Origin of the sequence: Porphyromonas crevioricanis (assembly GCF_900167225.1) — a bacterium.
In the GTDB taxonomy this organism is placed as follows: domain Bacteria; phylum Bacteroidota; class Bacteroidia; order Bacteroidales; family Porphyromonadaceae; genus Porphyromonas; species Porphyromonas crevioricanis.
In genome coordinates, this window is sequence record NZ_FUXH01000003.1 from 129,017 (window position 1) to 151,535 (window position 22,519).

The 22,519-nt window shown below is 46.7% G+C and carries 17 protein-coding genes; 7 read left to right on the forward strand and 10 right to left on the reverse strand.

Features of this window, described 5'->3' with window-relative positions; all coding sequences use genetic code 11:
* Positions 1-194 precede the first annotated feature (194 nt).
* Genes B5D48_RS02730 through B5D48_RS02740 form a run of 3 tightly spaced genes read left to right on the forward strand, consistent with a single transcriptional unit; the run spans position 195 to position 3,397 of the window.
* The gene (locus tag B5D48_RS02730) at positions 195-1,646 is read left to right on the forward strand and encodes a CCA tRNA nucleotidyltransferase (protein ID WP_042120151.1); all 1,452 of its coding nucleotides are present in this window, start codon (positions 195-197) and stop codon (positions 1,644-1,646) included.
* Complete coding sequence (locus B5D48_RS02735) at positions 1,643-2,956, forward strand: 3-phosphoshikimate 1-carboxyvinyltransferase (protein ID WP_036887986.1); 1,314 nt, start codon at positions 1,643-1,645, stop codon at positions 2,954-2,956. Before B5D48_RS02730 ends, B5D48_RS02735 begins: the two co-directional genes overlap by 4 nt.
* Before the next feature lie 12 nt (positions 2,957-2,968).
* Positions 2,969-3,397 carry a hypothetical protein gene (locus B5D48_RS02740; RefSeq protein ID WP_023936197.1) on the forward strand — a complete coding sequence of 143 codons (429 nt, stop codon included), beginning with the start codon at positions 2,969-2,971 and terminating at the stop codon, positions 3,395-3,397.
* A 120-nt stretch (positions 3,398-3,517) separates the two neighbouring features.
* On the opposite strand, the gene B5D48_RS02745 is transcribed toward B5D48_RS02740, so the two are convergent.
* The 4 genes from B5D48_RS02745 to ruvB form a co-directional block, all read right to left on the reverse strand.
* Complete coding sequence (locus B5D48_RS02745) at positions 3,518-4,513, reverse strand: class II fructose-bisphosphate aldolase (protein ID WP_023936195.1); 996 nt, start codon at positions 4,511-4,513, stop codon at positions 3,518-3,520.
* Between the two features lie 276 nt (positions 4,514-4,789).
* Positions 4,790-5,998, reverse strand: a complete 1,209-nt coding sequence (locus B5D48_RS02750) for a tetratricopeptide repeat protein (protein ID WP_036890044.1) — start codon at positions 5,996-5,998, stop codon at positions 4,790-4,792.
* Between the two features lie 79 nt (positions 5,999-6,077).
* A complete protein-coding gene (gene gyrA / locus B5D48_RS02755; RefSeq protein ID WP_036890045.1) occupies positions 6,078-8,636 on the reverse strand; it encodes a DNA gyrase subunit A in 2,559 nt (852 codons plus the stop codon).
* Positions 8,637-8,810: 174 nt separating this feature from the next.
* Positions 8,811-9,857, reverse strand: a complete 1,047-nt coding sequence (ruvB, locus tag B5D48_RS02760) for a Holliday junction branch migration DNA helicase RuvB (protein ID WP_036887990.1) — start codon at positions 9,855-9,857, stop codon at positions 8,811-8,813.
* Between the two features lie 950 nt (positions 9,858-10,807).
* Here ruvB and tsaB point away from each other — a divergent pair.
* From tsaB to B5D48_RS02785, 4 genes are read left to right on the forward strand one after another with little or no spacing between them, the layout of a single operon-like run.
* Positions 10,808-11,530 (forward strand): tRNA (adenosine(37)-N6)-threonylcarbamoyltransferase complex dimerization subunit type 1 TsaB, encoded by a 723-nt coding sequence (tsaB, locus tag B5D48_RS02770; RefSeq protein ID WP_023936183.1) that lies wholly within the window; start codon positions 10,808-10,810, stop codon positions 11,528-11,530.
* Positions 11,527-12,390 carry an electron transfer flavoprotein subunit beta/FixA family protein gene (locus B5D48_RS02775; RefSeq protein ID WP_023936181.1) on the forward strand — a complete coding sequence of 288 codons (864 nt, stop codon included), beginning with the start codon at positions 11,527-11,529 and terminating at the stop codon, positions 12,388-12,390. The genes tsaB and B5D48_RS02775 overlap by 4 nt, the downstream gene beginning before the upstream one ends.
* Positions 12,391-12,406: 16 nt before the next feature.
* Entirely contained in the window at positions 12,407-13,426 is a 1,020-nt protein-coding gene (locus tag B5D48_RS02780) for an electron transfer flavoprotein subunit alpha/FixB family protein (RefSeq protein WP_023936179.1), read from the forward strand.
* A 35-nt stretch (positions 13,427-13,461) separates the two neighbouring features.
* Positions 13,462-15,183: an acyl-CoA dehydrogenase family protein gene (locus B5D48_RS02785; RefSeq protein ID WP_023936177.1), complete on the forward strand. Its 1,722-nt coding sequence runs from the start codon at positions 13,462-13,464 to the stop codon at positions 15,181-15,183.
* 125 nt (positions 15,184-15,308) lie between these two features.
* On the opposite strand, the gene B5D48_RS02790 is transcribed toward B5D48_RS02785, so the two are convergent.
* The 6 genes from B5D48_RS02790 to B5D48_RS02815 are packed head-to-tail and all read right to left on the reverse strand — an operon-like array spanning position 15,309 to position 22,126.
* Positions 15,309-15,809, reverse strand: coding sequence for an OmpH/Skp family outer membrane protein (locus B5D48_RS02790; RefSeq protein ID WP_052115616.1), 501 nt, complete (start codon positions 15,807-15,809; stop codon positions 15,309-15,311).
* 29 nt (positions 15,810-15,838) lie between these two features.
* A complete protein-coding gene (locus B5D48_RS02795; RefSeq protein ID WP_023935875.1) occupies positions 15,839-16,354 on the reverse strand; it encodes an OmpH/Skp family outer membrane protein in 516 nt (171 codons plus the stop codon).
* 59 nt (positions 16,355-16,413) lie between these two features.
* Positions 16,414-19,143 carry a BamA/OMP85 family outer membrane protein gene (locus B5D48_RS02800; protein WP_023935873.1) on the reverse strand — a complete coding sequence of 910 codons (2,730 nt, stop codon included), beginning with the start codon at positions 19,141-19,143 and terminating at the stop codon, positions 16,414-16,416.
* On the reverse strand, positions 19,136-19,945 hold the full coding sequence (locus B5D48_RS02805; protein WP_023935872.1) for an isoprenyl transferase: 810 nt from the start codon (positions 19,943-19,945) through the stop codon (positions 19,136-19,138). Before B5D48_RS02805 ends, B5D48_RS02800 begins: the two co-directional genes overlap by 8 nt.
* Positions 19,946-19,966: 21 nt before the next feature.
* Complete coding sequence (locus tag B5D48_RS02810; protein WP_023935870.1) at positions 19,967-20,707, reverse strand: porin family protein; 741 nt, start codon at positions 20,705-20,707, stop codon at positions 19,967-19,969.
* 54 nt (positions 20,708-20,761) lie between these two features.
* Positions 20,762-22,126: a DUF6242 domain-containing protein gene (locus B5D48_RS02815; RefSeq protein ID WP_023935868.1), complete on the reverse strand. Its 1,365-nt coding sequence runs from the start codon at positions 22,124-22,126 to the stop codon at positions 20,762-20,764.
* Positions 22,127-22,519: the final 393 nt, after the last annotated feature.

Below are 22,519 nucleotides of genomic sequence, written 5' to 3' on the forward strand. Positions count from 1 at the left end.
CAGGGAGGGAAACACCTCGAAATAAGTTCTTGAACGGATTTTATGCCGGACTATATTTTGACCATCTCAAGAGAAACACAACGAAATAAATTCTTGAATCTCATGTTGAAATTCCTCGAGCATACTTGACTATTTGGATTTGTCCGACTCGACAAAAGAGTGTACAAAGCTCTCATCATCGTATCTTTGCACCCATGCTAACAAATCAAGAGCTCTACGAAGCTATAGACAAACCTATTTTTCGCCTCATTGGTAGTACAGCAGATGAATTGAAGTTGGAGACCTATGTCGTAGGAGGATATGTACGAGACCTTATGCTCCACAGACCATCGAAAGACATTGATGTCGTGACTGTAGGCAAAGGGATTGATCTGGCTAAAGCTGTAGCACGTAAACTGGGGCGCGAAGCTCATGTGTCAGTCTTTGCCCGTTTTGGGACAGCTCAGGTCAAATACAAGGAATACGAAATAGAGTTTGTAGGAGCCAGACGGGAGAGCTACTCTCCAGACAGCAGAAAGCCGGTTGTTGAAGATGGGACATTGGAAGATGATCAAAGACGTCGAGACTTTACGATCAATGCGCTGGCCCTATCTCTCAATACTGAGACATACGCCCGTCTGACAGATCCGTTCGACGGAGTAGCCGACCTCTACGAATACACAATCTGCACCCCTCTGGATCCAGAAGTCACGTTTAGCGATGATCCTTTGCGCATGATGCGTGCAATTCGCTTTGCTTCCCAGTTAGGTTTTATAATCGAAGAATTTACTTGGGATGCGATTTGTAAGATGGCCGAGCGAATCCGTATTGTCTCTCAAGAACGGATTGCAGACGAGTTCAACAAAATAATGCGTTCACCCAAGCCTTCAGTGGGGTTGGAGCTTTTTGCTCTGAGTGGACTGATGGAGATCGTAATGCCTGAGGTTTATGCTCTCAAAGGAGCTGAAACGAAAGAAGGGATCGGACACAAAGACAATCTGACTCATACATTCAAAGTTGTAGACAACATCGCCAAGCACACCGATGACCTATGGCTTCGCTGGGCTGCCCTATTGCACGATGTGGGTAAGCCCAAAACAAAGAAGTTCGTCCCCGGGGCAGGCTGGACTTTCTACAATCACAATTTTGTAGGGGCCAAGATCGTACCTCCTCTTTTCAGGCGGCTAAGGCTACCCATGGATCACAAGATGAAGTATGTGCAGAAGTTGGTGGACCTGCATATGCGTCCTCAATCACTTGTAGATGAAGGTGTGACAGACTCGGCTGTGAGGCGTCTACTCTTTGAAGCCGGAGACGATATAGATGATCTAATGATGCTTTGTGAAGCTGACATCACAAGCAAAAATCCAGCTAAAGTGAAGCGTTATTTGGATAACTACGGTCTGGTAAGACACAAACTGAAAGAAATAGAGGAGAAAGATCGTATACGCAACTTCCAGCCTCCTATAGATGGGCAGGATATCATGCGCATATTCGGCCTACCTCCCTCTCTTCCCGTAGGACAAATCAAAGATGCCATAAAAGATGCTATCCTTGATGGCCTGATCCCCAACGAATACGAAGCTGCCTACCATTTTATGCTCAAACGAGCAGCCCAATTGGGTTTACAACCGACAAATGGGATTGAAGACCCTAACCCGAAGTGATAAGCAAGACAATCTATTTTCGTAGACCGGCACAAGCGGATAGTCCCATACCGTTACGGTTGCCTTTCTCCAAAAGCATCTGCTCCAGAGAGATAGTCATATCAGCACTCTCTACGAAGAGCCAAACCTTCGTTAATGGATTTACCGAGTCTCTCTCGGATGATCTCGCTGTACTGCAGCACGCTCTCAGCGCAAGTCTACATCAAGAAGCTACAATTGACCTGCAGGCCTCCGGTACAGCCTTACGTTTCCTCACAGCTTATTTTGCACTGCAAACCTCAGTTCCCATTCTCCTTACTGGCATATCCAGGCTCTGCAACAGACCAATCGCACCATTGATCGATGCTCTGCGTATGCTTGGTGCTCGTATCACCTGCATGGAGCATGAAGGTTTTGCTCCTTTGTACATAGAACCGGCAAAGCTGGAAGGGGGCAAGATAATCGATTTAGATGCTTCGCTGAGTTCTCAATTCGTATCAGCTTTGCTCTTAATTGCCCCCTGTCTACCGGATGGCCTATGTCTGCAATTGTCTACACCTCCGGCTTCAGTCTCGTACATAGCAATGACGATAGAGGTGATGAAACGAGCCGGAGTTTCAGTGCAAGTGTCACCTGACTATCGCTCCTATACGGTTGCTGCCGGCAGTTATACGCCTCTCCCCTTACCAATGATTGAGAGAGACTGGAGCGCAGCAGCTTTTTTCTACACCTTATTGGCTATTCATCGTTCCCCTTCCTTACAATTACAGCTGGAAGGAATCTACCAAGACTCAATACAAGGAGATAAAAAGGCCACTGAATACTTTGCTGCGCTGGGCGTGGAAAGCCGACAAAGGAAGAATGGTATTATTATCGAGTATAACTCGATGTCGAAAAATCAAGAGACTATCCTTCGCCCGGACTTCTCTTCCTGCCCCGATATGCTTCCGGCATGGGTTGTAGCTGCAACACTGCAAGAGAGACCTTTTGTCGCCACAGGTATTGCTACCCTGCGGCACAAGGAAAGTGACCGAATAGCTGCCGTAACAGAGGGACTGCTCCGTCTTGGATACAAAGGCTTAGAAATTCACTCTGATAGTCTCGTTTACCATAGTACTCCTGTTCAGCAAATGAGAGAGACAATCCCTACAATAGATAGCTACGACGATCATCGTATTGCTATGGCTTTTGCCATGGCTTCTGCAGACAGACGGTTTACAAACGGACTTTGTATTCGTGGGATAGAAGCTGTATCCAAATCTTTTCCCAACTTTGAGTCGGTAGCAGAGCATTGCGGACTCCTATTTACTTCCAATGGAAATGCTTATTAGTTCTCAAACCATATGACTAATACCATACTCATCTTTATTATCTCAATTACCCTGTTAGCTCTGATTGCTTTATTAGCTTCTCGAAGAGAAAAACGCAATCGGATTGCTCGAGGACTGCCCGCAGAGGAACCTTCAAGCTATCGACGCCCCGAAGGTTGCTGTGGCAAACATGAAGTCTGCGAACATGATCCGGCTCTAAGACATAAACAGGCGAAACCGACCTATTTCGATGACGAAGAACTCGATCGCTATTGTGGTACTCCTCCCAACAAATACAACGAAGAGGATAAGACTCTTTTCTACGAAGTCCTTTACACCCTTCTGCCCGAAGACATAAAGCCATGGATACTCAGCCTCGGACAAAGAGGAATCACTCTGCCCGATGACGTCAGACAACAAGCACATAGACTGTATAAAGAGCAAGAAAAGCCACGCTCTTAAACGACTCTCTATATTTTCTCCCTCTTTGAGAAAGAAAACCGCCTCACAGTTCCTAAAAGAACCATGAGGCGGTCGTTTTATTTAGCCCTCCTTGCAAAAGAGGAGGGAATAGACACCTCGTCAGATCTTATTATCCGAACCAAGCACCTTCTCTATTTTGTGCATATACAATTCCTTCAGGCTGTCACGAGCCGGGCCGAGGTATTTACGTGGGTCAAACTCGGCTGGCTTAGTAGCCATTACTTCTCGGATAGCAGCTGTCATGGCCAAGCGACCATCAGAGTCAATATTGATCTTGCACACCGAACTGCCGGCTGCACGACGAAGCTGTTCCTCGGGTACTCCTACGGCATCTTTCAGTGCTCCTCCATACTTGTTAATGGTCGTCACCTTATCTTGAGGTACAGAGCTGGAGCCATGCAACACAATTGGGAAGCCAGGGATACGACGCTCAATCTCTTCCAGAATATCAAAGCGCAGGGGAGGAGGCTGCAATATTCCATTCTCATCACGAGTACACTGCTCTGGAGTAAATTTGTAAGCACCATGGGATGTTCCTACTGAGATAGCCAAAGAGTCTACACCGGTACGCTTGACGAAGTCTTCCACTTCTTCCGGGCGTGTGTAGGTGTGAGACTCATGCTGCACATCATCCTCGATACCGGCCAATACTCCCAATTCGCCCTCCACAGTAACATCATATTGGTGAGCGTATTCCACCACACGACGAGTCAGCTCTACATTTTCATCATAGGGCAAAGCTGATCCATCTATCATCACCGAAGAGAAGCCCATTTCGATACAACTCTTACACAGCTCAAAAGTATCGCCATGATCCAAATGCAAACAAATTTGCGGATTGGCACAACCTAATTCTTTAGCATACTCTACTGCTCCTTGAGCCATGTAACGCAACAGAGTTTGGTTGGCATACTTACGTGCGCCACTCGAAACTTGCAAGATAACCGGAGAATTGGTAGCCACTACAGCCTGAATGATAGCCTGCATTTGCTCCATGTTGTTGAAGTTGAAAGCCGGTATGGCATAACCACCTTTCACTGCCTTGGCAAACATCTCCCTGGTGTTCACCAAGCCCAAATCTTTGTAACTTACCATATGATTGTTGTTTACACTTGTAATGAATGATCAGATAAAGAAAATGCCGGGCTATAATCACCACGACCACTACCGACAAAGATAGCCCTTGTATTTGGATTTATCCCCACTACTACTCGGTATAAAAGCCTCTTCTGGGCCAAGCCCTCTGAGGCATATTTTTAGGGAATAGAGGGAGCATTCACAGCCTTGTTTATTTTGAGAAGGAAAGAAATAAGCCCTTGCTATCCTCAAATGGATGACAAGGGCTTTTCTCTTCAGCTGAACCTGTTTACATCAGAATCCTCGAGCTTCGATGGCTTTGTACTGATCCATCATCTTGAGGTTGTAGTATACATTTTTCAGCATATACAAAATCTTGCTGTCATCCGGGCGAAGGGCATCAGCCTTCTCCAACAGAGGTAGAGATTGCTTGAGGAGTTCGTTGGCCTTCGCTTCCATTGCTGGGTTGTAGTTTGTAGCACTCTTGAGTTCGGCAGCCTCATTGAACAGAGCATTAGCATACTTGAAGTTCACCTCTGCATCATCAGGCTTGATCTGCAAAGCCTTGCTATACCACTTGATAGAAGTCTCAATGTCATTCTTCTGGACATGAAAGAGGTCTCCCATCACCAGATACAGCTGAGCATTATTGGGGGCGATAGTAATCGCATCTTCGAGATACTTGATAGCCTCATCGGTCTGTCCCTTACTACCATAGAAGTCTACCAAAGAAGCATAAAAGAAAAAGTCATTGGCACACTCCTTGGCTCCCTTCTGCAGAAGATTCAGATATTCTACAGAGTCTTGTTTGGCCAAATAAGCAGAGGCTTTTCCGCGAAGTACTTGACAGCCTTGGTCTCCTCGAGCAGCACCTTCTACGATAGAGAGGATATTCAATGCACGGTCAGGCTGATTGGTGCGAGTTGCCATTTCGGCCACAATCACAGCAACGCCAACCGAAGAGGAGTCCTGTGTGGAAACCTCCGGATCCGAAGCAAACATCCCCAGGCTCTTGATCTTGTAGTACTGCTCAAAAGCATCGAGAGATTTGTTCATGTCATTGGCCTGAGAATATACCACACCTGCATTATATACATAGGTCAAGTCTCGCTTCAGAAGTTCGGCCAACTTTTTAGCATAACGGGGTTTTATCTTTCCTTTCTCATTGGGCATATTATCCAATTCTCCAGCCTTCATTGCCTCGGGAAAAATCCTCAAAACAGCAGCATACATCTTATCCACATCCACTTCCTCTCCTTTTTGCTGTTTATCCAGCCAGTAGCGAAATTCAGTCTCAGCGATGTGGGCAGCCGTGTAGTAAGTCTTGGCATCATTAGCTGTCTCAGGATTTTCCTTGGCAGCATTGATAAGGGTACGCGCCTCTTCAAAATCAGGCTTACTCTGCTCTGCTCGTTTCTCGGCAGCACTCACGTTGCTTTTCTGAGCCATAGCACCGGCAGTTGCACAGAGGGCCAGTGCCAATATAAATGCGATCCTTTTCATTCTCTTCGTTTATTGGTTGAGATTTATACTTAAGAAATCCTACAATCTATTATTCTTTCAAAGGTGAAGCAAAGATAAATCAGGATTCGACAATTATGTCATCCTCGGCCGTTGTATCTGCATCAGTAGTGGAGAGACTCGTGACCCCTTCTCCTTTCGGAGTCTCTGCTTCGGCCATTTCCTCCTCCGAAATGACACTGCAGACGGAAGCTATATCATCACCTCGCTTATCCAAATTAATCAGCCTTACACCTTGCGTAGCACGACCGATCACGGCTATATCCTTCACACTTATACGAATAGCAACACCGCTTTTGTTGATAATCATCAAATCATTATCCTCCTCTACAGCACGAATGTCGATCAAATGACCGGTCTTATCCGTTACCTGCATGGTTTTGACACCCTTACCTCCTCGGTTGGTTGTGCGATAGTCTTCTATCGAAGATCGCTTGCCATAGCCATGTTCGCTCACCACCAATACAGTCTGCTCCTCGGGGTGTTTGATGGCAATCATACCTATCACTTCGTCCTGCCCATCCTCATCCAGACGCATACCACGCACCCCTATCGAGTTGCGACCGACTGTACGAACTGTAGACTCGTCGAAACGCACAGCTCGTCCGTTTCGATTGGCAATCAGGATCTGGTTTCGGCCATTGGTCAAACGCACACTTACGACCTCATCTCCCTCATTGAGATTGATAGCGATCACTCCATTGGTGCGAGGGCGAGAATAGGCCTCCAGCAAGGTCTTCTTCACCATACCCGTCTTTGTGGCAAACATCAGGTAATGAGAATTGACAAAGGCCTCGTCTTTAGTCAGGTCTTTAATTCGGATGAACGCAGTCACCTTGTCGTCAGGATCTATGTTGAGCAAGTTCTGTATAGCTCTACCCTTGGCATTTTTGGCCCCCTCAGGGATCTCGTACACCTTGAGCCAATAGCATTTACCTTTGGCTGTAAAGAGCAAAATCGTTGCGTGCATCGAGGCCGAATAGATATATTCCACGAAGTCTTCGCTTCGGGTATCCGACCCCTTGGCCCCTACTCCCCCTCTTGACTGAGTGCGGAACTCTGTGAGAGGCGTGCGCTTGATGTACCCCATGTGAGAGAGTGTGATTATCATCTCATCATCGGCATAGAAGTCCTCTGGGTTAAATTCTTCACTGGCGTAAATAATCTCGGAGCGTCTGTCATCGGCATACTTCTCTCGTACCTCCAGCAGTTCCTGTTTGACCACCTTCATTCGCTCTTCTTTGCTACCGAGGAGCATCTCGAGGTAGGCAATCTGTCTGGCAATCTCTTCATATTCGTTCCGCAGCTTTTCACGCTCCAGACCAGTGAGGGCTCTGAGCCTCATATCTACGATAGCCCGGGCCTGTATTTCGCTCAACTCAAAGCGAGCGATCAAGTTTGCCATTGCTTCGTTTGGATCCTTGGCAGCACGGATAATAGCTATTACCTCATCTATGTGATCTACGGCGATGAGCAGTCCTTCCAGGATGTGCGCACGCTCTTTGGCTTTTCTCAACTCATATATGCAGCGGCGAGTCACCACATCGTGCCTGTGATCGACAAATTCTCGAATGAGATCTTTGAGGTTTAACAGCATAGGACGTCCGTTCACCAGCGCAATGTTGTTTACACTGAAAGAGCTTTGGAGGGCCGTCTGCTTGTAAAGTTTGTTGAGCACAACAGAAGCATTGGCATCTCTCTTAATCTCTATCACAACACGTATACCCTGCCGGTTCGATTCGTCTCGAATATCTGAGATTCCGTCTATTTTCTTTTCGTTTACCAGTTGAGCTATCGAAGCGACTAAGTCGGATTTGACTACCTGGTAGGGGATCTCTGTCACTATGATACGCTCATGATTGGCATGCTGCTCGATCTCGCAACGAGAGCGAATAACAATCCGTCCTCGTCCTGTCTCGAAAGCTTCCTTTACTCCGGCATAGCCGTATATCAGTCCTCCGGTCGGGAAATCGGGAGCCTTGACATACTTCATCAATTCAGAAATCTCTATCTCGCCATCGGCATCGATATAAGCTACACAGCCATCTATACTTTCGCCCAAGTTGTGAGGGGGCATATTGGTTGCCATCCCCACCGCAATACCAGCTGCTCCATTGACAAGCAGATTAGGGATACGAGTCGGTAAGACAACCGGCTCTTGCAATGTATCGTCGAAGTTATTTTGGAAGTCTACGGTTTCTTTGTCTATGTCACGCAGCATTTCGGCTGCTATGCGACTTAGCCTGGCCTCCGTATAACGCATAGCTGCGGGGGAGTCGCCATCGATAGAGCCAAAGTTACCTTGCCCATCTACCATCGTGTAGCGCAAATTCCAAGGCTGGGCCAATCTCACCAGAGTGAAATACACCGAGCTGTCCCCGTGTGGGTGATACTTAGCAATCACTTCACCGACGGTTTTTGCACTTTTCTTGTGTGGTGACGAGTGTACATTGCCGGTATCATTCATGGCATACAACACACGTCTGTGCACGGGCTTGAATCCGTCGCGCACATCAGGCAAAGCACGAGACACTATCACAGACATAGCATAGTCTATGTAGGCCGTGCGCATCTCTTTGTCGATATCAATATTGATAATCTTATCCTCTGAATCTATCATATTACAAACCAATACCACGCCGACAACGCGTGATTTATGAATTTAATGCCACTAAGGTACGTCTTTTCGATGAGACGACAGCTAAAAAAAGAAAGCCAAAAGCAAGTTTTTTACACTTGGAGAGAGTCAGCCTTTACGGTCGATCAAAGGGGACGAACAAATGATACTCAATGATCAAAAATCACCATCCTCAAAAAGCTCTCCGACGGAGGGACGCAAAGAGCGTCCGAGGTGTCGATAAGCCAAATGGGTAGCTTCTCTACCTCTTGGAGTTCTCTTGAGAAACCCCTCCTGTATAAGGAAAGGCTCATAGACCTCTTCGATAGTGCCAGGATCTTCTCCCAAAGCTGTCGCAATGGTCGTGAGCCCCACTGGCCCTCCGCCAAACTTATCAATGAGAGTACAAAGCAGTTTGTTGTCGGTCTGATCCAGACCATAGGTGTCTATATTGAGGGCTTCGAGGGCAAAGTTCGCTATCTCCAGGTCGATCCTTCCAGATCCTTTGACTTGCGCAAAATCTCTCACTCGCCTCAACAAAGCATTGGCAATACGAGGAGTCCCCCGACTACGTCCGGCAATCTCCCGAGCAGCCTCCGGTTCACACACAACTCCCAATATCCGTGCCGACCGGGCCACGATATTGGCGATCGTGTTCGTATCATAGTACTCCAGATGCAGATTGATACCAAAGCGAGCTCGGAGAGGAGCCGTAAGAAGCCCGGAACGAGTTGTAGCTCCAATCAGGGTAAAAGGGCTGAGATCAATCTGTATAGATCGAGCCGAAGGCCCTTTATCAAGCATAATATCAATGCGATAATCCTCCATTGCAGAATACAAATACTCCTCTACAACAGGGCTAAGCCGGTGAATCTCATCTATAAATAAGACTTCGTTCGGCTCAAGTGATGTGAGCAGACCCGCCAAATCCCCAGGCTTATCCAGTACTGGCCCCGAACTGATCTTAATATCGACCCCTAACTCGTTGGCGATAATATGAGAAAGGGTCGTTTTGCCCAAACCCGGGGGGCCATACAATAGCACATGATCCAGAGCCTCCCCCCGCATCTTGGCAGCACGAACAAAGACTGCAAGATTTTCGACTACCTTGTCTTGCCCACTGAAATCCTCAAAACGATGAGGCCGAAGCGCACGATCCAAATCGCGCTCCTCGGGAGCAATGGGTATATTCCGTTCGTTGTGAATATTAAAATCCGAACTCATTTGCTGCAAAGATAATGAGACAGGGCGAGAAAAATACACCACCGAAAGCCCCAATGCCGGGAATGACGTACAAAAAGAACGACCATGCAGCAGTCTCTGAAGAAAGCTCCTGCTTCGACCATCAAAACCAACAAGTTTTGTTAATTTCCTATCATGACAAAAACCGGGAAAAGAGGGGAGAAAAGAGACTGTTGTAGACAAGTAGACATGCCTTTTTTTATGTTTTATATCGCCTTCTCAAAACATTGATGAACAGGGCGTTTCAAAGGGATCATTTTTTCTCCTGAGAGAATTTTTGCTAACACAGGAGAGAGCAAATTTTTTCTCAGGAGAGAAATTTCATTCTCTCCCTTTGCAGAAAAAAACGACTCCTATCGACATCAAAAAAGGAAGTGAAAGTACGATCAAAAAGCTCCCAATCTGAGCAGAAAATGCACAGCAAATGGAAATAGAAAAACATACAAACAAACAAATAAATATACACACTCTAAAGAAGAGACTCGAGGACTTGTATTCAGGGACTGTTGCACAACACGGCACTCACTGTATCATTTTCGACATTCGGGCTTGGTCATGCACAACAAGTATACCTCCTGCACCTTCATTCTCAGTCTCAATACCGTCAAAAGGTCACCGCATTCTGCAAAATCAACAAAACGGCAATTAAAACTTGTCATTTTGTAGTCTGTGCAAAGATCTCTTGAAGGACTTTTTCAGTATACATCAGTATATATGCAAGGGCCGTACACAACGGTCTCTCCAAAGAATTTAATGCGATTGATCTGCTGCGAGAGAGCAGGTTTGCTCAAAAGAACTATTTTTGTGCAGTTTTCGAGTTCTACATATATAGACAATTGCCCAACTTAGGGTATATTTGCCAGATGTAGATAGGCTTTCTTCTTATCAGGATAAATAAGGGGATTGATCGAAACAAAACAGAAATAAAGAATATGCAATCGAAGGAAGGAATATTGCTTATCGAGACTGCAACCCGAGTCTGCTCCGTAGCCTATAGCCTCAAAGGAGAGCTACTCGCACAACGTATCAGCTCGGAAGCAGGAGCCAATCACGCTGTACAGCTGGCACCTTTCGTACAGGAAGTGCTAACCGAAGCACAAGCACAAGGTTTTGCTCCGGAAGCTATAGCCGTAAGTGCAGGGCCAGGATCCTATACCGGACTTCGGATAGGCGCATCGACAGCCAAAGGACTTGCATTCGGCTTCGAGATACCTCTCATAGTCGTACCCACGCTGCAAATCGTGGCAGCAGCTGCTATACCATACAACACACAAAACTTACGCATTCGCTGCATGATCGATGCCAGACGAATGGAGGTCTACACAGCGATGTACGACACCGATCTTCGCCCTCTCTCAGACGAACGGGCAGAGGTGCTGACCCCAAAGTCTTTTGAATCGGACTTTGCGCTCGGTCCCGTCTTGTTGGTGGGAGATGGAGCAGCCAAAAGCAAAGAAATATTCACCCATCCCCATGCTGTATTCTGCGACCAGGAGATTGCTCCGACCGCCATGGCTATGGCTCGATTGGCTCAATCTAAGATGGAACAAAGAGATTTTGCAGATCTCGCTTATTGGGAACCGGATTATCTGAAAGAATATGTGGCCGTAGTTGGTCAGAACAAAGTGCTAAACAACATAACCAAGACAGTATGAAAATAATCGTATTAGCCAAACAAGTACCCGATACCCGCTCTGTGGGGAAAGATGCCATGAAGGCAGACGGTACAGTCAATAGGGCTGCGCTGGAAGCAATCTTCAACCCTGAAGACCTCAATGCTTTGGAGCAAGCTCTCCGCATCAAAGATGCTACCCCGGGTAGTAGTGTACATATCCTCACCATGGGTCCTCTGAGAGCTTCCGATGTGATACGGGAAGCTATGTACCGCGGGGCAGACGGTGGATACTTGCTCACAGACAGAGCCTTTGCCGGGGCAGATACTTTGGCCACAAGCTATGCTCTCTCTACTGCCATCAAGCACTTGGGAGGAGCCGACCTGATACTCTCCGGCAGACAAGCCATAGACGGAGATACAGCTCAAGTAGGTCCACAAGTAGCCGACAAACTCGGATACTTGCAGGTAACCTATGCCGAAGAGATAAAAATGCAGGATGGCAAACTGACCATCAAACGCAGACTTGACAATGGGGTGGAAACCGTGCGTTGCCCCCTACCCTGTCTGGTCACAGTAAATGGATCGGCAGCTCCTTGTCGCCCTCGCAATGCCAAGCTACTGCAACAATACAAACACGCCAAGACTCCTACGGAGCTGCAAGAATGTGACGAACGTATACAGACATTGGTAGCAGCACGCCCGGACCTCAACATCACGGAACTGAGTGCTCAGGCAGTAGGTGCCGACCCCAACCAATGCGGTTTGCCCGGGTCTCCCACCAAAGTAAAGACAATCGTGAATGTAGTATTTCAGGCCAAAGAGGCCCGCACAATAGAGCCGACCGACAAGGCTATAGAAGAGCTGGTGGTCGAATTGATTGCTAACCATACCATAGGCTAAGGAGGTGCCAAGAACAATGAACAATCTATTTGTATATCTGGAAATAGAAGACGCCCAAGTACAGGAAGTAAGTTTGGAACTGCTTACCAAAGGGCGCAGCTTGGCAGACATTTTGGGCTGTGAACTGGAGGCTATCGCTATCTCCGGTTCCGAACAAGGTATTGCCGAGCAGGTGATGCCGTATGGAGTAGATCGTCTGCACATTTTTGCAGATCCCAGATTGGCCCACTACAGCACAATGCCTCACACGGCCATCCTCTGCAAACTCTTTGAGGCAGAGAAACCACAAATCGCTCTCATGGGTGCTACATCGGTCGGACGTGATCTTGGCCCCAGAGTATCTTCTACACTCGGCAGCGGTCTTACAGCTGACTGCACCGCTCTGGAGATAGGCACACATGAGGACAAGAAGGCAGGCAAGACCTATGAGCAGCTGCTCTACCAAATTCGTCCCGCTTTCGGCGGTAACATCGTGGCAACAATCATCAACCCCGACTGTCGCCCTCAAATGGCAACCGTCCGTCCCGGTGTGATGAAAAAAGAGGTTGCTGCAAAGGCCGGGAAGGGAGAGATAGTTAAGCACAACATGGGCAACTATGTATCGGACACCGACTTTGCCGTAGAAATCATCGAGAGACATATAGAAAAAAGCCAACTCAACCTGGGTGGAGCCCCCATCATCGTATCCGGAGGTTATGGCGTTGGCTCAAAAGAGAACTTCGAGCTTCTGCACAAGCTGGCCAAACTGCTGGGAGCTGAGGTCGGAGCTACTCGTGCAGCTGTCGATGCAGGCTTCACCGAGCATGAAAGACAAATAGGACAGACCGGCGTAACTGTGCGACCAAAACTCTATATTGCTTGTGGTATCAGCGGACAGATACAGCACATCGCTGGTATGCAGGAAAGTTCGATGATCATATCTATCAACAGCGATCCCGAGGCTCCTATCAATACAATTGCCGACTATGTGATCACCGGCAATCTGGAGGAAGTGCTGCCCAAGATGATTGCTTCCTATAAGAAAAACAGTAAGTAAGACAAACAGACTTGTAATCGGGAAAAAGAAATATTATGGCAAACTTTTATACAGATACTCCTCAACTCAAATATCACTTGAATCACCCACTGATGAAGCGTATCGTGGAGCTCAAGGAGAGAGGATATACCGACAAAGATAAATACAGCTATGCCCCCATCGATTTTGAAGATGCGATGGATAGCTACGATAAAGTATTGGAAGTCATTGGTGAGATCTGTGCAGACATCATTGCGCCCAACGCCGAAAGCGTAGACCACGAGGGCCCCACTCTGGAGAACAATCGCGTGGCCTATGCCAAAGGGACTCAACAGAACCTCAAAGCAGTGGTAGATGCCGGCCTCATGGGGATCTCTATGCCTCGCCGATTCGGAGGGCTGAACTTCCCTATCCTACCATACATTATGGCTGCGGATATGGTCAGCCGTGCCGATGCCGGATTTGTAAATATCTGGGGCTTGCAAGACTGTGCTGAGACCATATATGAATTCGGGAATGAGGATCAGCTGCAACGGTTTATTCCTCGTGTATGTGCTGGAGAAACTCTCTCTATGGACCTCACAGAACCGGATGCAGGAAGTGACCTCCAGGCAGTTCGACTCAAAGCGACCTATCACGAAGAAGATGGCACTTGGCGTTTGAACGGGGTGAAGCGTTTCATCACCAATGGAGACTCTGACATTCACCTTGTATTGGCGAGAAGTGAAGAAGGGACCAATGACGGTCGTGGTCTATCTATGTTCGTCTATCAGAAAAAAGATGGAGGGGTGGATGTACGCCGAATTGAGAACAAAATGGGTATCAAAGGTTCTCCCACCTGCGAATTGGTATTCAAAGATGCCAAGGCCGAACTGGTAGGAGATCGCAAGCTGGGTCTGATCAAATACGTAATGGCTCTGATGAATGGAGCACGTCTCGGGATCATGGCCCAAAGTGTTGGGATATGCGATGCAGCTTTGAGAGAGGGAGAAGCCTACGCCAAAGATCGCAAACAGTTCGGGCAGACAATAGATCGTTTCCCTGCTGTCTACGAAATGCTCGCTATGATGAAAGCCAAGACCGATGCTGCCAGAGCTCTGCTATATGAGACTTGCCGTTTTGTAGATATGTACAAACTCTACGATGACATATCTCGCGAACGCAAATTGACTCCGGAAGAGCGCAAAGAGCAAAAGCACTACAACCGTCTGGCCGATGCCTACACACCCTTGGGCAAGGGTATGTGTAGCGAATATGCCAATCAAAATGCCTACGATGCCATCCAAATACACGGAGGCTCGGGCTTTATGAAAGACTACACCTGCGAACGCCTTTATCGTGATGTAAGAATCGCAAGCATATACGAAGGTACCACGCAGCTGCAGGTTGTAGCAGCCATCAGGCATATCACCACCGGCACCTATCATGCCCAATTGGATGCTTATCAGCAAACAGAAGTCATCGAAGCCTTGCGCCCGATGAAAGAAGAGCTAGCCAAGCTGAACGCACGTAGTCGAGACCTGATAGAGTTTGTAGTCGAGCAAAAAGACCAAGAACTTCTTGACTTCCATGCCAGAAGATTGGTAGAAGCGACTGGCCACTGTGTGTTCGGCCACTTGTTGATGTTGGCAGCCAATGACGAAGAAAGCTTCCGCAACTCCGCGGAGGTCTATCTACGCTATGCCAAAGCCGAAATACAAAAGATAGAGACCTATATCAGAGAGTTCAATCCTTCTGACTTGGCCTACTATCGAGTAGCCAAAACTGATCAGGACTAAGCAATTCCAGAAAGAGACTGCTGCCTTATCCTTATGCAGCAGTCTCTCAAGAAATAAAAAAGCTCGGAGAGGAATCCTCTCCGAGCTTTTTTGTTGTTGATAAATATAGCTTACTAAGGCAAGTATTATTTGATTCCCAACTTCGCTTTCAACTGTGCAGTACAGTCTACTGCAGAAGCTCCTGTATAGTGGAAAAGCTGCGCTTCCATGATATAAGCATAGCCATTCTCATCACCGACTTTTTTCAAAGCATCATAAACTTTCTGCTGTATGGGAGCCATGAGCATCTGCTGTTGCTTCTGCAAATCTTCGCTCATCAATCTTTCGCTCTGTCCCAAACGAGATACCATGTCCTGTATCTCCTGTTGGCGAGTCTTCTTTAGAACTTCGCTCAGGCTGTCTTTTTCCTTGTCGAAAGCTTCTGCCTTTTTCTCAATCTCCTGTTGCATAGCCTTATAATCGGCATCATACTTTTTGCCCAGTTCGTTAAGCTTGTTTTGAGCCTCCTTAAATTCGGGCATCTGTGCCATTACTTCCTGTGTATTGACAATGGCAATCTTTTGCTGGGCTCCGGCCACAAAGGGCAAGCAAAGCAGCAGAGTAAGAACAATTTTTTTCATCATCATTTCTTATTAGTTAGACTTTATGATCATTCTCATCGGGTGGAAAAACCGAGTTTGGCCAAAACATCCGTACTGATGTCTATTGCAGGATTGGCGAATATAATTCCGGACGAACCACGATCCAATACCATTTGGTAACCTTTGGCTTTGGCCAGATCTCGGATGGCGTTCCAGATCTCATCCTGAATAGGCTTCATCAGCTCCATACGCTTATTGAAAAGCTCTCCTTCCGGGCCAAAGTATTTGCGCTTGAGTTCGGCAGCCTCTTTCTCCATTGTCACAATCTGATCCTCTCGGCTTTTCTTTTGATCGGCTGAAAGAAACACCAAATCGCTCTGATACTTTTTGTAGAGGGTTTGTGCCTTGTTTTCGAGAGCCTCTATTTCATTTTGCCACTTCTTAGACACTTCTTCCAACTGTTGGTTCATCATCTCATAGTCTGGAATATTTTTTAGGATATACTCCATATCTACCAAAGCATACTTCTGTGCTGAGGCAAAACCGATTGCCACCAGAGCGAGAATGAGGGATAGAAAGATTCGTTTCATGATGTTTGTTGTGTTTGAGTTTTTATTAATGTGCTATTACTCCTTGTGGGGAACTTGGCCTAAAATTCCTGCCCAAGGACAAAATGGATATTACTTCCCCCTCTGTCCGACATACCATTGGGACGATCGAAGCCATAACCCCAATCTATACCAAGGATCCCAAGCATGGGCAAAGTAATACGAAATCCGACACCGGCCGAACGCTTCAAGTTAAAAGGATCATAATCGGAAAAATTACTCCAGGCATTACCGGCCTCCAAAAATCCCAATACCCAAATATTCGTTTGTCCTTCCAACATCAGGGGATAGCGTAGCTCCATGGACATACGCATATAGGCATAGGCATAGTTATAATTACTACCAGCTATAGAACCATTTTTATACCCTCGAAGACCTATCGTCTCGTTCATGTATCCACCCATATATGAGCTCATCCCATCACCTCCCATGTAGTATGTACCAAAAGGAGAGCGCTTGTGGCTGTTGTAGTAGCCGATCAACCCTGTCTCCACACGTCCCATCAACACCGGAGTTCGTTTGACGGTGGCGGGATTGAGCAGAGGCAAGAAGATACGATTGCGGTACATCCATTTGTGATATTCCACAAAACGATAACGATCAGCCATCGAGAGCTTGGGATTGGAGTAATCGTTCCCATCCCAAAGCGAATAAGGCGGAGTTGCTTTTACCGAAATTGTAAACTCCGAACCTGAGCGAGTATAGATAGGATTGTCTATAGAATTTCTTTGCAAACGAAGCTCCATATTAACGTCATTGGAATAACCCTCATGGAAATTTTGGAAAGTCTCATAAACCCAGTTGCGAAGTCTGTAGTGGGTGTAATTGAGTGAGGCATAAATCTGGAACCAGTTGTCCGGCCAACTGAGACGTTTTCCATAGCCGACTGACAAGCCAAACATCTGCAAGGACTTGTCCGGGTCTTGTGCCTTCTCGTACAACTCTCCACCTATGTTGTATCCGCCACCCATATTATCGTATCCTCCCATTCCATAGGAGCTACCACCATATATAGGATTATAGAATCCATTGTAATAGGGATTGTAATAGGAACTAATACGATTGTTGTAATACTTGGTGTCAATAGCTGTCATCTTGGAATAAAAAGCACTTACACTCAACAAGTTGGGTCGCTTACCACCAAACCATGGATCCATAAAAGAGATGCCATACGATTGGTAGAACTTACCATTCGTCTGCATATTGATCGAGAACGTCTGCCCCTGTCCTTGTGGCACAAAGTTCTTGTACATCGAAGGTCTGAAGATATTGCTCATGGCAAAGTTGGAGAACCTCAATCCGGTACGGAATATCACCCCCGTCTGGCTCCAACCTGCAGACAACTCAAATTGGTCATTACTCTTAGGAGAGAGGTTGTATTCCAAATCGACTGTTCCTGAAGCTGGGTTTGGGATCGTGTTCGGAATCATCTTTTCCGGATCGAAGTGCCCCAGCTGGGCAATCATACGGAGAGAATTGAGGACATCATCGCGCGAGAAGACAGCTCCGGGTTTGGTAAACAGCTCACGACGGATCACCTCATCATAGACAATATTGTTTCCCTTAATCGAAACCTTGTTGATAGTAGCCTGCATACCCTCCACGATACGTATATCAAGCGAAACCGAATCTCCATCCACCTTAGTCTCCACCGGATCTACATGAGCAAACATATAGCCGTTGTTGTAGTAAAGCATGGAAAGGGCATCCTCCTCTGTGAAGATGCGGGCATTGAGTTTTTTCTGGTTATAGACATCTCCTCGTTTCATGCCGAGCATCTTCTCCAAATTCTTCGTCTCGAACTTGGTATTACCCACAAAACGAATATCATCTATGTAATATTTGCGCCCCTCATTCAGTTTGATGCGAATATCAACTCTATTTTTCTTACCAGAAGGCATGATCGTGTCGGAAAGAATCTCTACATCACGGTAGCCTAACTCTTGATACCGCTCAATAATCCTATCCAAATCCTCCCGATACTCTTTATCTACCAATTTCTTGGAGCTAAAAATCTTGCGTATGCTATACCAAAGACGTCCATCAGTCAAACGAAAACGCTCATTGGTTTTCTTCATCGCCATACGTATCTGGTCATCGGAAAGAGCTGTATTCCCTTCTATACTGATCTCGTTTACCGAAGTCTTGTCTTTCCGATCAATTCGGATAGTAAGATTGACGAAGCCTTCTTCGCTCAAATTATCTTCCTGACGGATCTCCACATCCATGTCTCGGTAACCTTTCTCGGCATAGTATTTCCGGATGAGCTGTTTGGTGCGATCCGCCACATTGGGAGTCATTTGCAACCCCTTACGTAGGTTCGTACGTTTCTCCAATTCCTCTCGGTCACTTTTCTTGATTCCGACAAATTTGGCCTCATATATGCGAGGTCTCTCAGTCAGACGTATCTCTATCCATGCTTTGTTGCCCTGATATTTGGTAACCAGTATCTGAGCATTGGAGAAAAGACCATGGCGCATAAAACGCTCCACCGCATTGGTGAATGCCACTCCCGGAATAGTTACTTCCTCTCCTACGGCCAAACCGGAGAGATTGAGCAAAACTTCAGGGTCGTAGGACTTTGCCCCCACAATCCGTATATCCGCTATCACCTTATGTATAGGACGGGCATAGTTGATCTCTGGCAGACTATCTACGGGCAACTCTGCCTGTGGAGACTGCGGAGTCGGCAAACTGTCTGCCAGTACCTGAGCTTTGAGACCAACTGAGGCAAAAGCCACAGCTAGGCCGAGAGTAAAAAGTTTATGCATCATGGGTCGTAGCTAAATCTGTATCTTCTGCTTGTTGTATAGGTTTGTTTATCTGTTCTCTCGTGAGTCCGTAACGACGTTCGCGACCGCTGTAGTCAGAGATAGCCTCCAACAAAGCATCACCATCGAAGTCCGGCCAATAAATGGGAGAGAAGTAAAGTTCGGCGTAGGCAGTCTGCCAGAGAAGAAAGTTGCTAATGCGTTGCTCTCCTCCGGTACGTATCAGCAGGTCCGGATCAGGCAATCCGGCTGTACATAGTCGTTGAGAGATAACTGCCTCATCTATCTCCTCGGGGAGATACAATCCCCGCTGAATTTCTGTGGCTATTCGACGCATACAATGAGAAAGCTCCCAACGAGCCGAATAACTTAACGCAAGAGTGAGAGTGAGTTTATCGTTATGCTGAGTTTTCTCTATTGCCTCGGCAAGTGCAGTACGAGAGATCGAGGGAAGTCGATCCAAATCTCCTATGGCCAGAAGTCGTACTCCATGCTCTTGCATACCGGGAGTTTGTTCTCTGATCGTCTCCACCAACAAAGACATCAAAGCTTCGACCTCTCCTTGTGGCCGCCCCCAGTTCTCTGTACTGAAAGCATAAACCGTAAGGTAAGGTATACCAAGAGCCACAGCAGCACGCATCACCTTGTCCAGTGCTTTTGCTCCAGCTGCATGCCCCTGTTCGCGAGCCTGACCACGCTGCTGAGCCCAGCGTCCATTGCCATCCATGATGATAGCAATATGCCGAGGCAACTTAGGTGCAGTTTCGAGAAAGGCCTGATATTTATCTTTGGTTTGAGACATAGATCTTTTGTGCAGCTTACTTTATTTCAATTTGAGTTCCGGGATTTTCTTCTTTCTCATTTTTCTCTTTTCGGTACGACAATCACGCTTGTCTCTCGTCCCCAAACTGTAGGTAAAGGAGAAGGTAAGACTTCCCAATCCATCACCATTTCTCAGCATTGTCTGACTGATCCGAAAGGGATTATCCAAATGCTTTGTCTGCTCATTCGGAGCATCAAAAGCATCGGACAAAAGCCAACGATATATGTACTGTACACTCACACCCAAGCGAGAGTTGATTTTGTATTTGAAACCTCCACCTATCTGTAAAGAAGGGGCTACCACAGTTCCTTGATAGGAAGGCCCCAAAGCAAGCCCTCCTCCAAAGCCTACATAGGGAGAAAAGCGAGAAGTACGAAGGTAAGAGAACTTATCACTCAGAGGAACAAAGTTAAACTCGCCCATAACTCCCCAATGGTAAAGGTGACTATCGAAATCGACTTCCTTTCTCTCTGGGAATATATTGTCGGCATATCGATACCGCCCCTTGAGGCCATAATAGCCAATCTGTGAAGAGAGAGCAAAACGGAAATTTATATTGTACCTCCCTTCGGCAGAAAAGGTATAACTCGTTGCCGAGAATGGAGCCCTGCGCCCTATATCACCGACATACTGAGACAAGCCCACCTGCCCTCCAAACTCGAAGAGATACTCCTGCGCCTCCAACCCTACGGGGATCAGCAGAAAGCTCAGCAAGAAGAGATATGGGAATCGTCTTTGCATACCGGATATTTCTAAGAGATGTGCATTTTGTAAAGATTTGTCTGACTCGTAGTATCAGAGATACAACTTCAGACGCCCTCGAAAGAGTCTTACATTGGTGTCTGCGCCCTCACCTTTAGTGGCTACCCCGAGATAGATGTAATTCTGTTCGTCAGAAAAGGCAAAACAAATTTCATAGGGTTTGGCAACCGAAGGCAACATCAACTGCTCCACCCCTGCTTTCCACGTATAGCCTCTGTCAGAAGAATGGTAAACGGTATTCCTAACCTCGCCACTGCGCTCCGAAGTACCGAAGAAAAAGAGCTGCTTGTCACTCCTTACCATTTGCCCTGCTCGGTAAGAAGAAAGAGGCAAATTGGATGCAGCTATCTCTCCCGGTTTGAGCCAGTCTTGAGCATTAGTACTGAGCCAATACTGGCCTTCTGCAGATGCTTTTGACTTGCCACCCAATAGGCGAATTACAGGTTTGAGGTAATTGTTGTCTGCAACTATACACAAATGTTCCATCGGAAAATCCTCTGGCAAGGGGTCATGGTAATTAAGCCCCCCCCCTGACCAACTCGCAGCTCGTTTGAGATTGCCATCCATATAAGCCAAAGCCACCATATACGGCTTGCCGGCATCCTCCACACAGCCGAGGAAAGAAAAGCGATTGAGCCCAACAGGAGAATCCTCGGTCCACAAAATACCATCTGAAGACTTATATAGTCGATCTCGCTCTCCATCCGAAGTCTGAATGAATCTCTGAGTTCCCTGAGAATTGAGCTGCATGGCTACTACTTGCCCAGACAAAGACATCTCTTGTCGTTTCCAATCTTTTGGATTGCCCAAATTTCCGGAATACATCACAACCTTATCAGCCTCATTGGTATATATCCTTACATCGGACTTTTCCTGGATGGCGTAATATGAAGAGGCCAAATTCACGGATAGACTACTCGTCCCCAAGTCTTCCCAAAGGATTGTCCTCGGATCGAAGCTATAGATACGAATTTCCACCTGATATTCCTTGGTCATCTTTCCTGCCTGATCCTTTACCTGAAAGCGGATACGATCTGCTCCATTCAATGCGATGGAGTCCTTCCCACTCCACGGGACCCACTCGGCATTATCTCCCACCGCATAGCTAAGCTTATTGAGTTTGAAGGTTCCTACAGATGGCAAGACCTTACCTATCCTCGTTTTATAAGCAATGGGAATAGCATTGTATATCTTACCCTGTCGCTGATCTATCGAAAAAAATACTTTCCCCAATTCAGGAGTGTCTTTAGACTGCATCACCAATGTATGGATTTGCACGCTAGTCAGATCTACTTTCTCCACCGCAGAATCATCCCTGTTGCAGGCACTGCTGATGAAAGTAAACACCAAGGCCAGACAGGCCGCTGTCAAGTATATGCTGATATTGCTACGATTCATAACGATACAAATATATTAGGTAGCAAAGGTAACTTTTTCCTTCTTATCCCTAATCGTCCTCCATTCGGCTCACATCCGAACAATTGAGGGTATTCATCCAAGAGCTATTTAGGCAACAGACACTTCGCAAAACTCTATTAGCCTTCTTTTCTCGGAATCAGAGAAACTACTAAGTTCTTTGTCACAAATAACTGTAAGCAAATATTCTCGTTCTCCTCCATCCGACAAGTTGTAAAAAAGGGCTTTTTGGCAAAGGAGTGAGAGATCATCATTGAATGAATGCGGGCTTTCCGAAAGACAATTTGAAATCAAAAAAATAAGAACCAATAAGCAAACGACAGAAAAACAACTACAATACGAGAATAAAGAAGCAAAACTTCCTTTCATCGACAA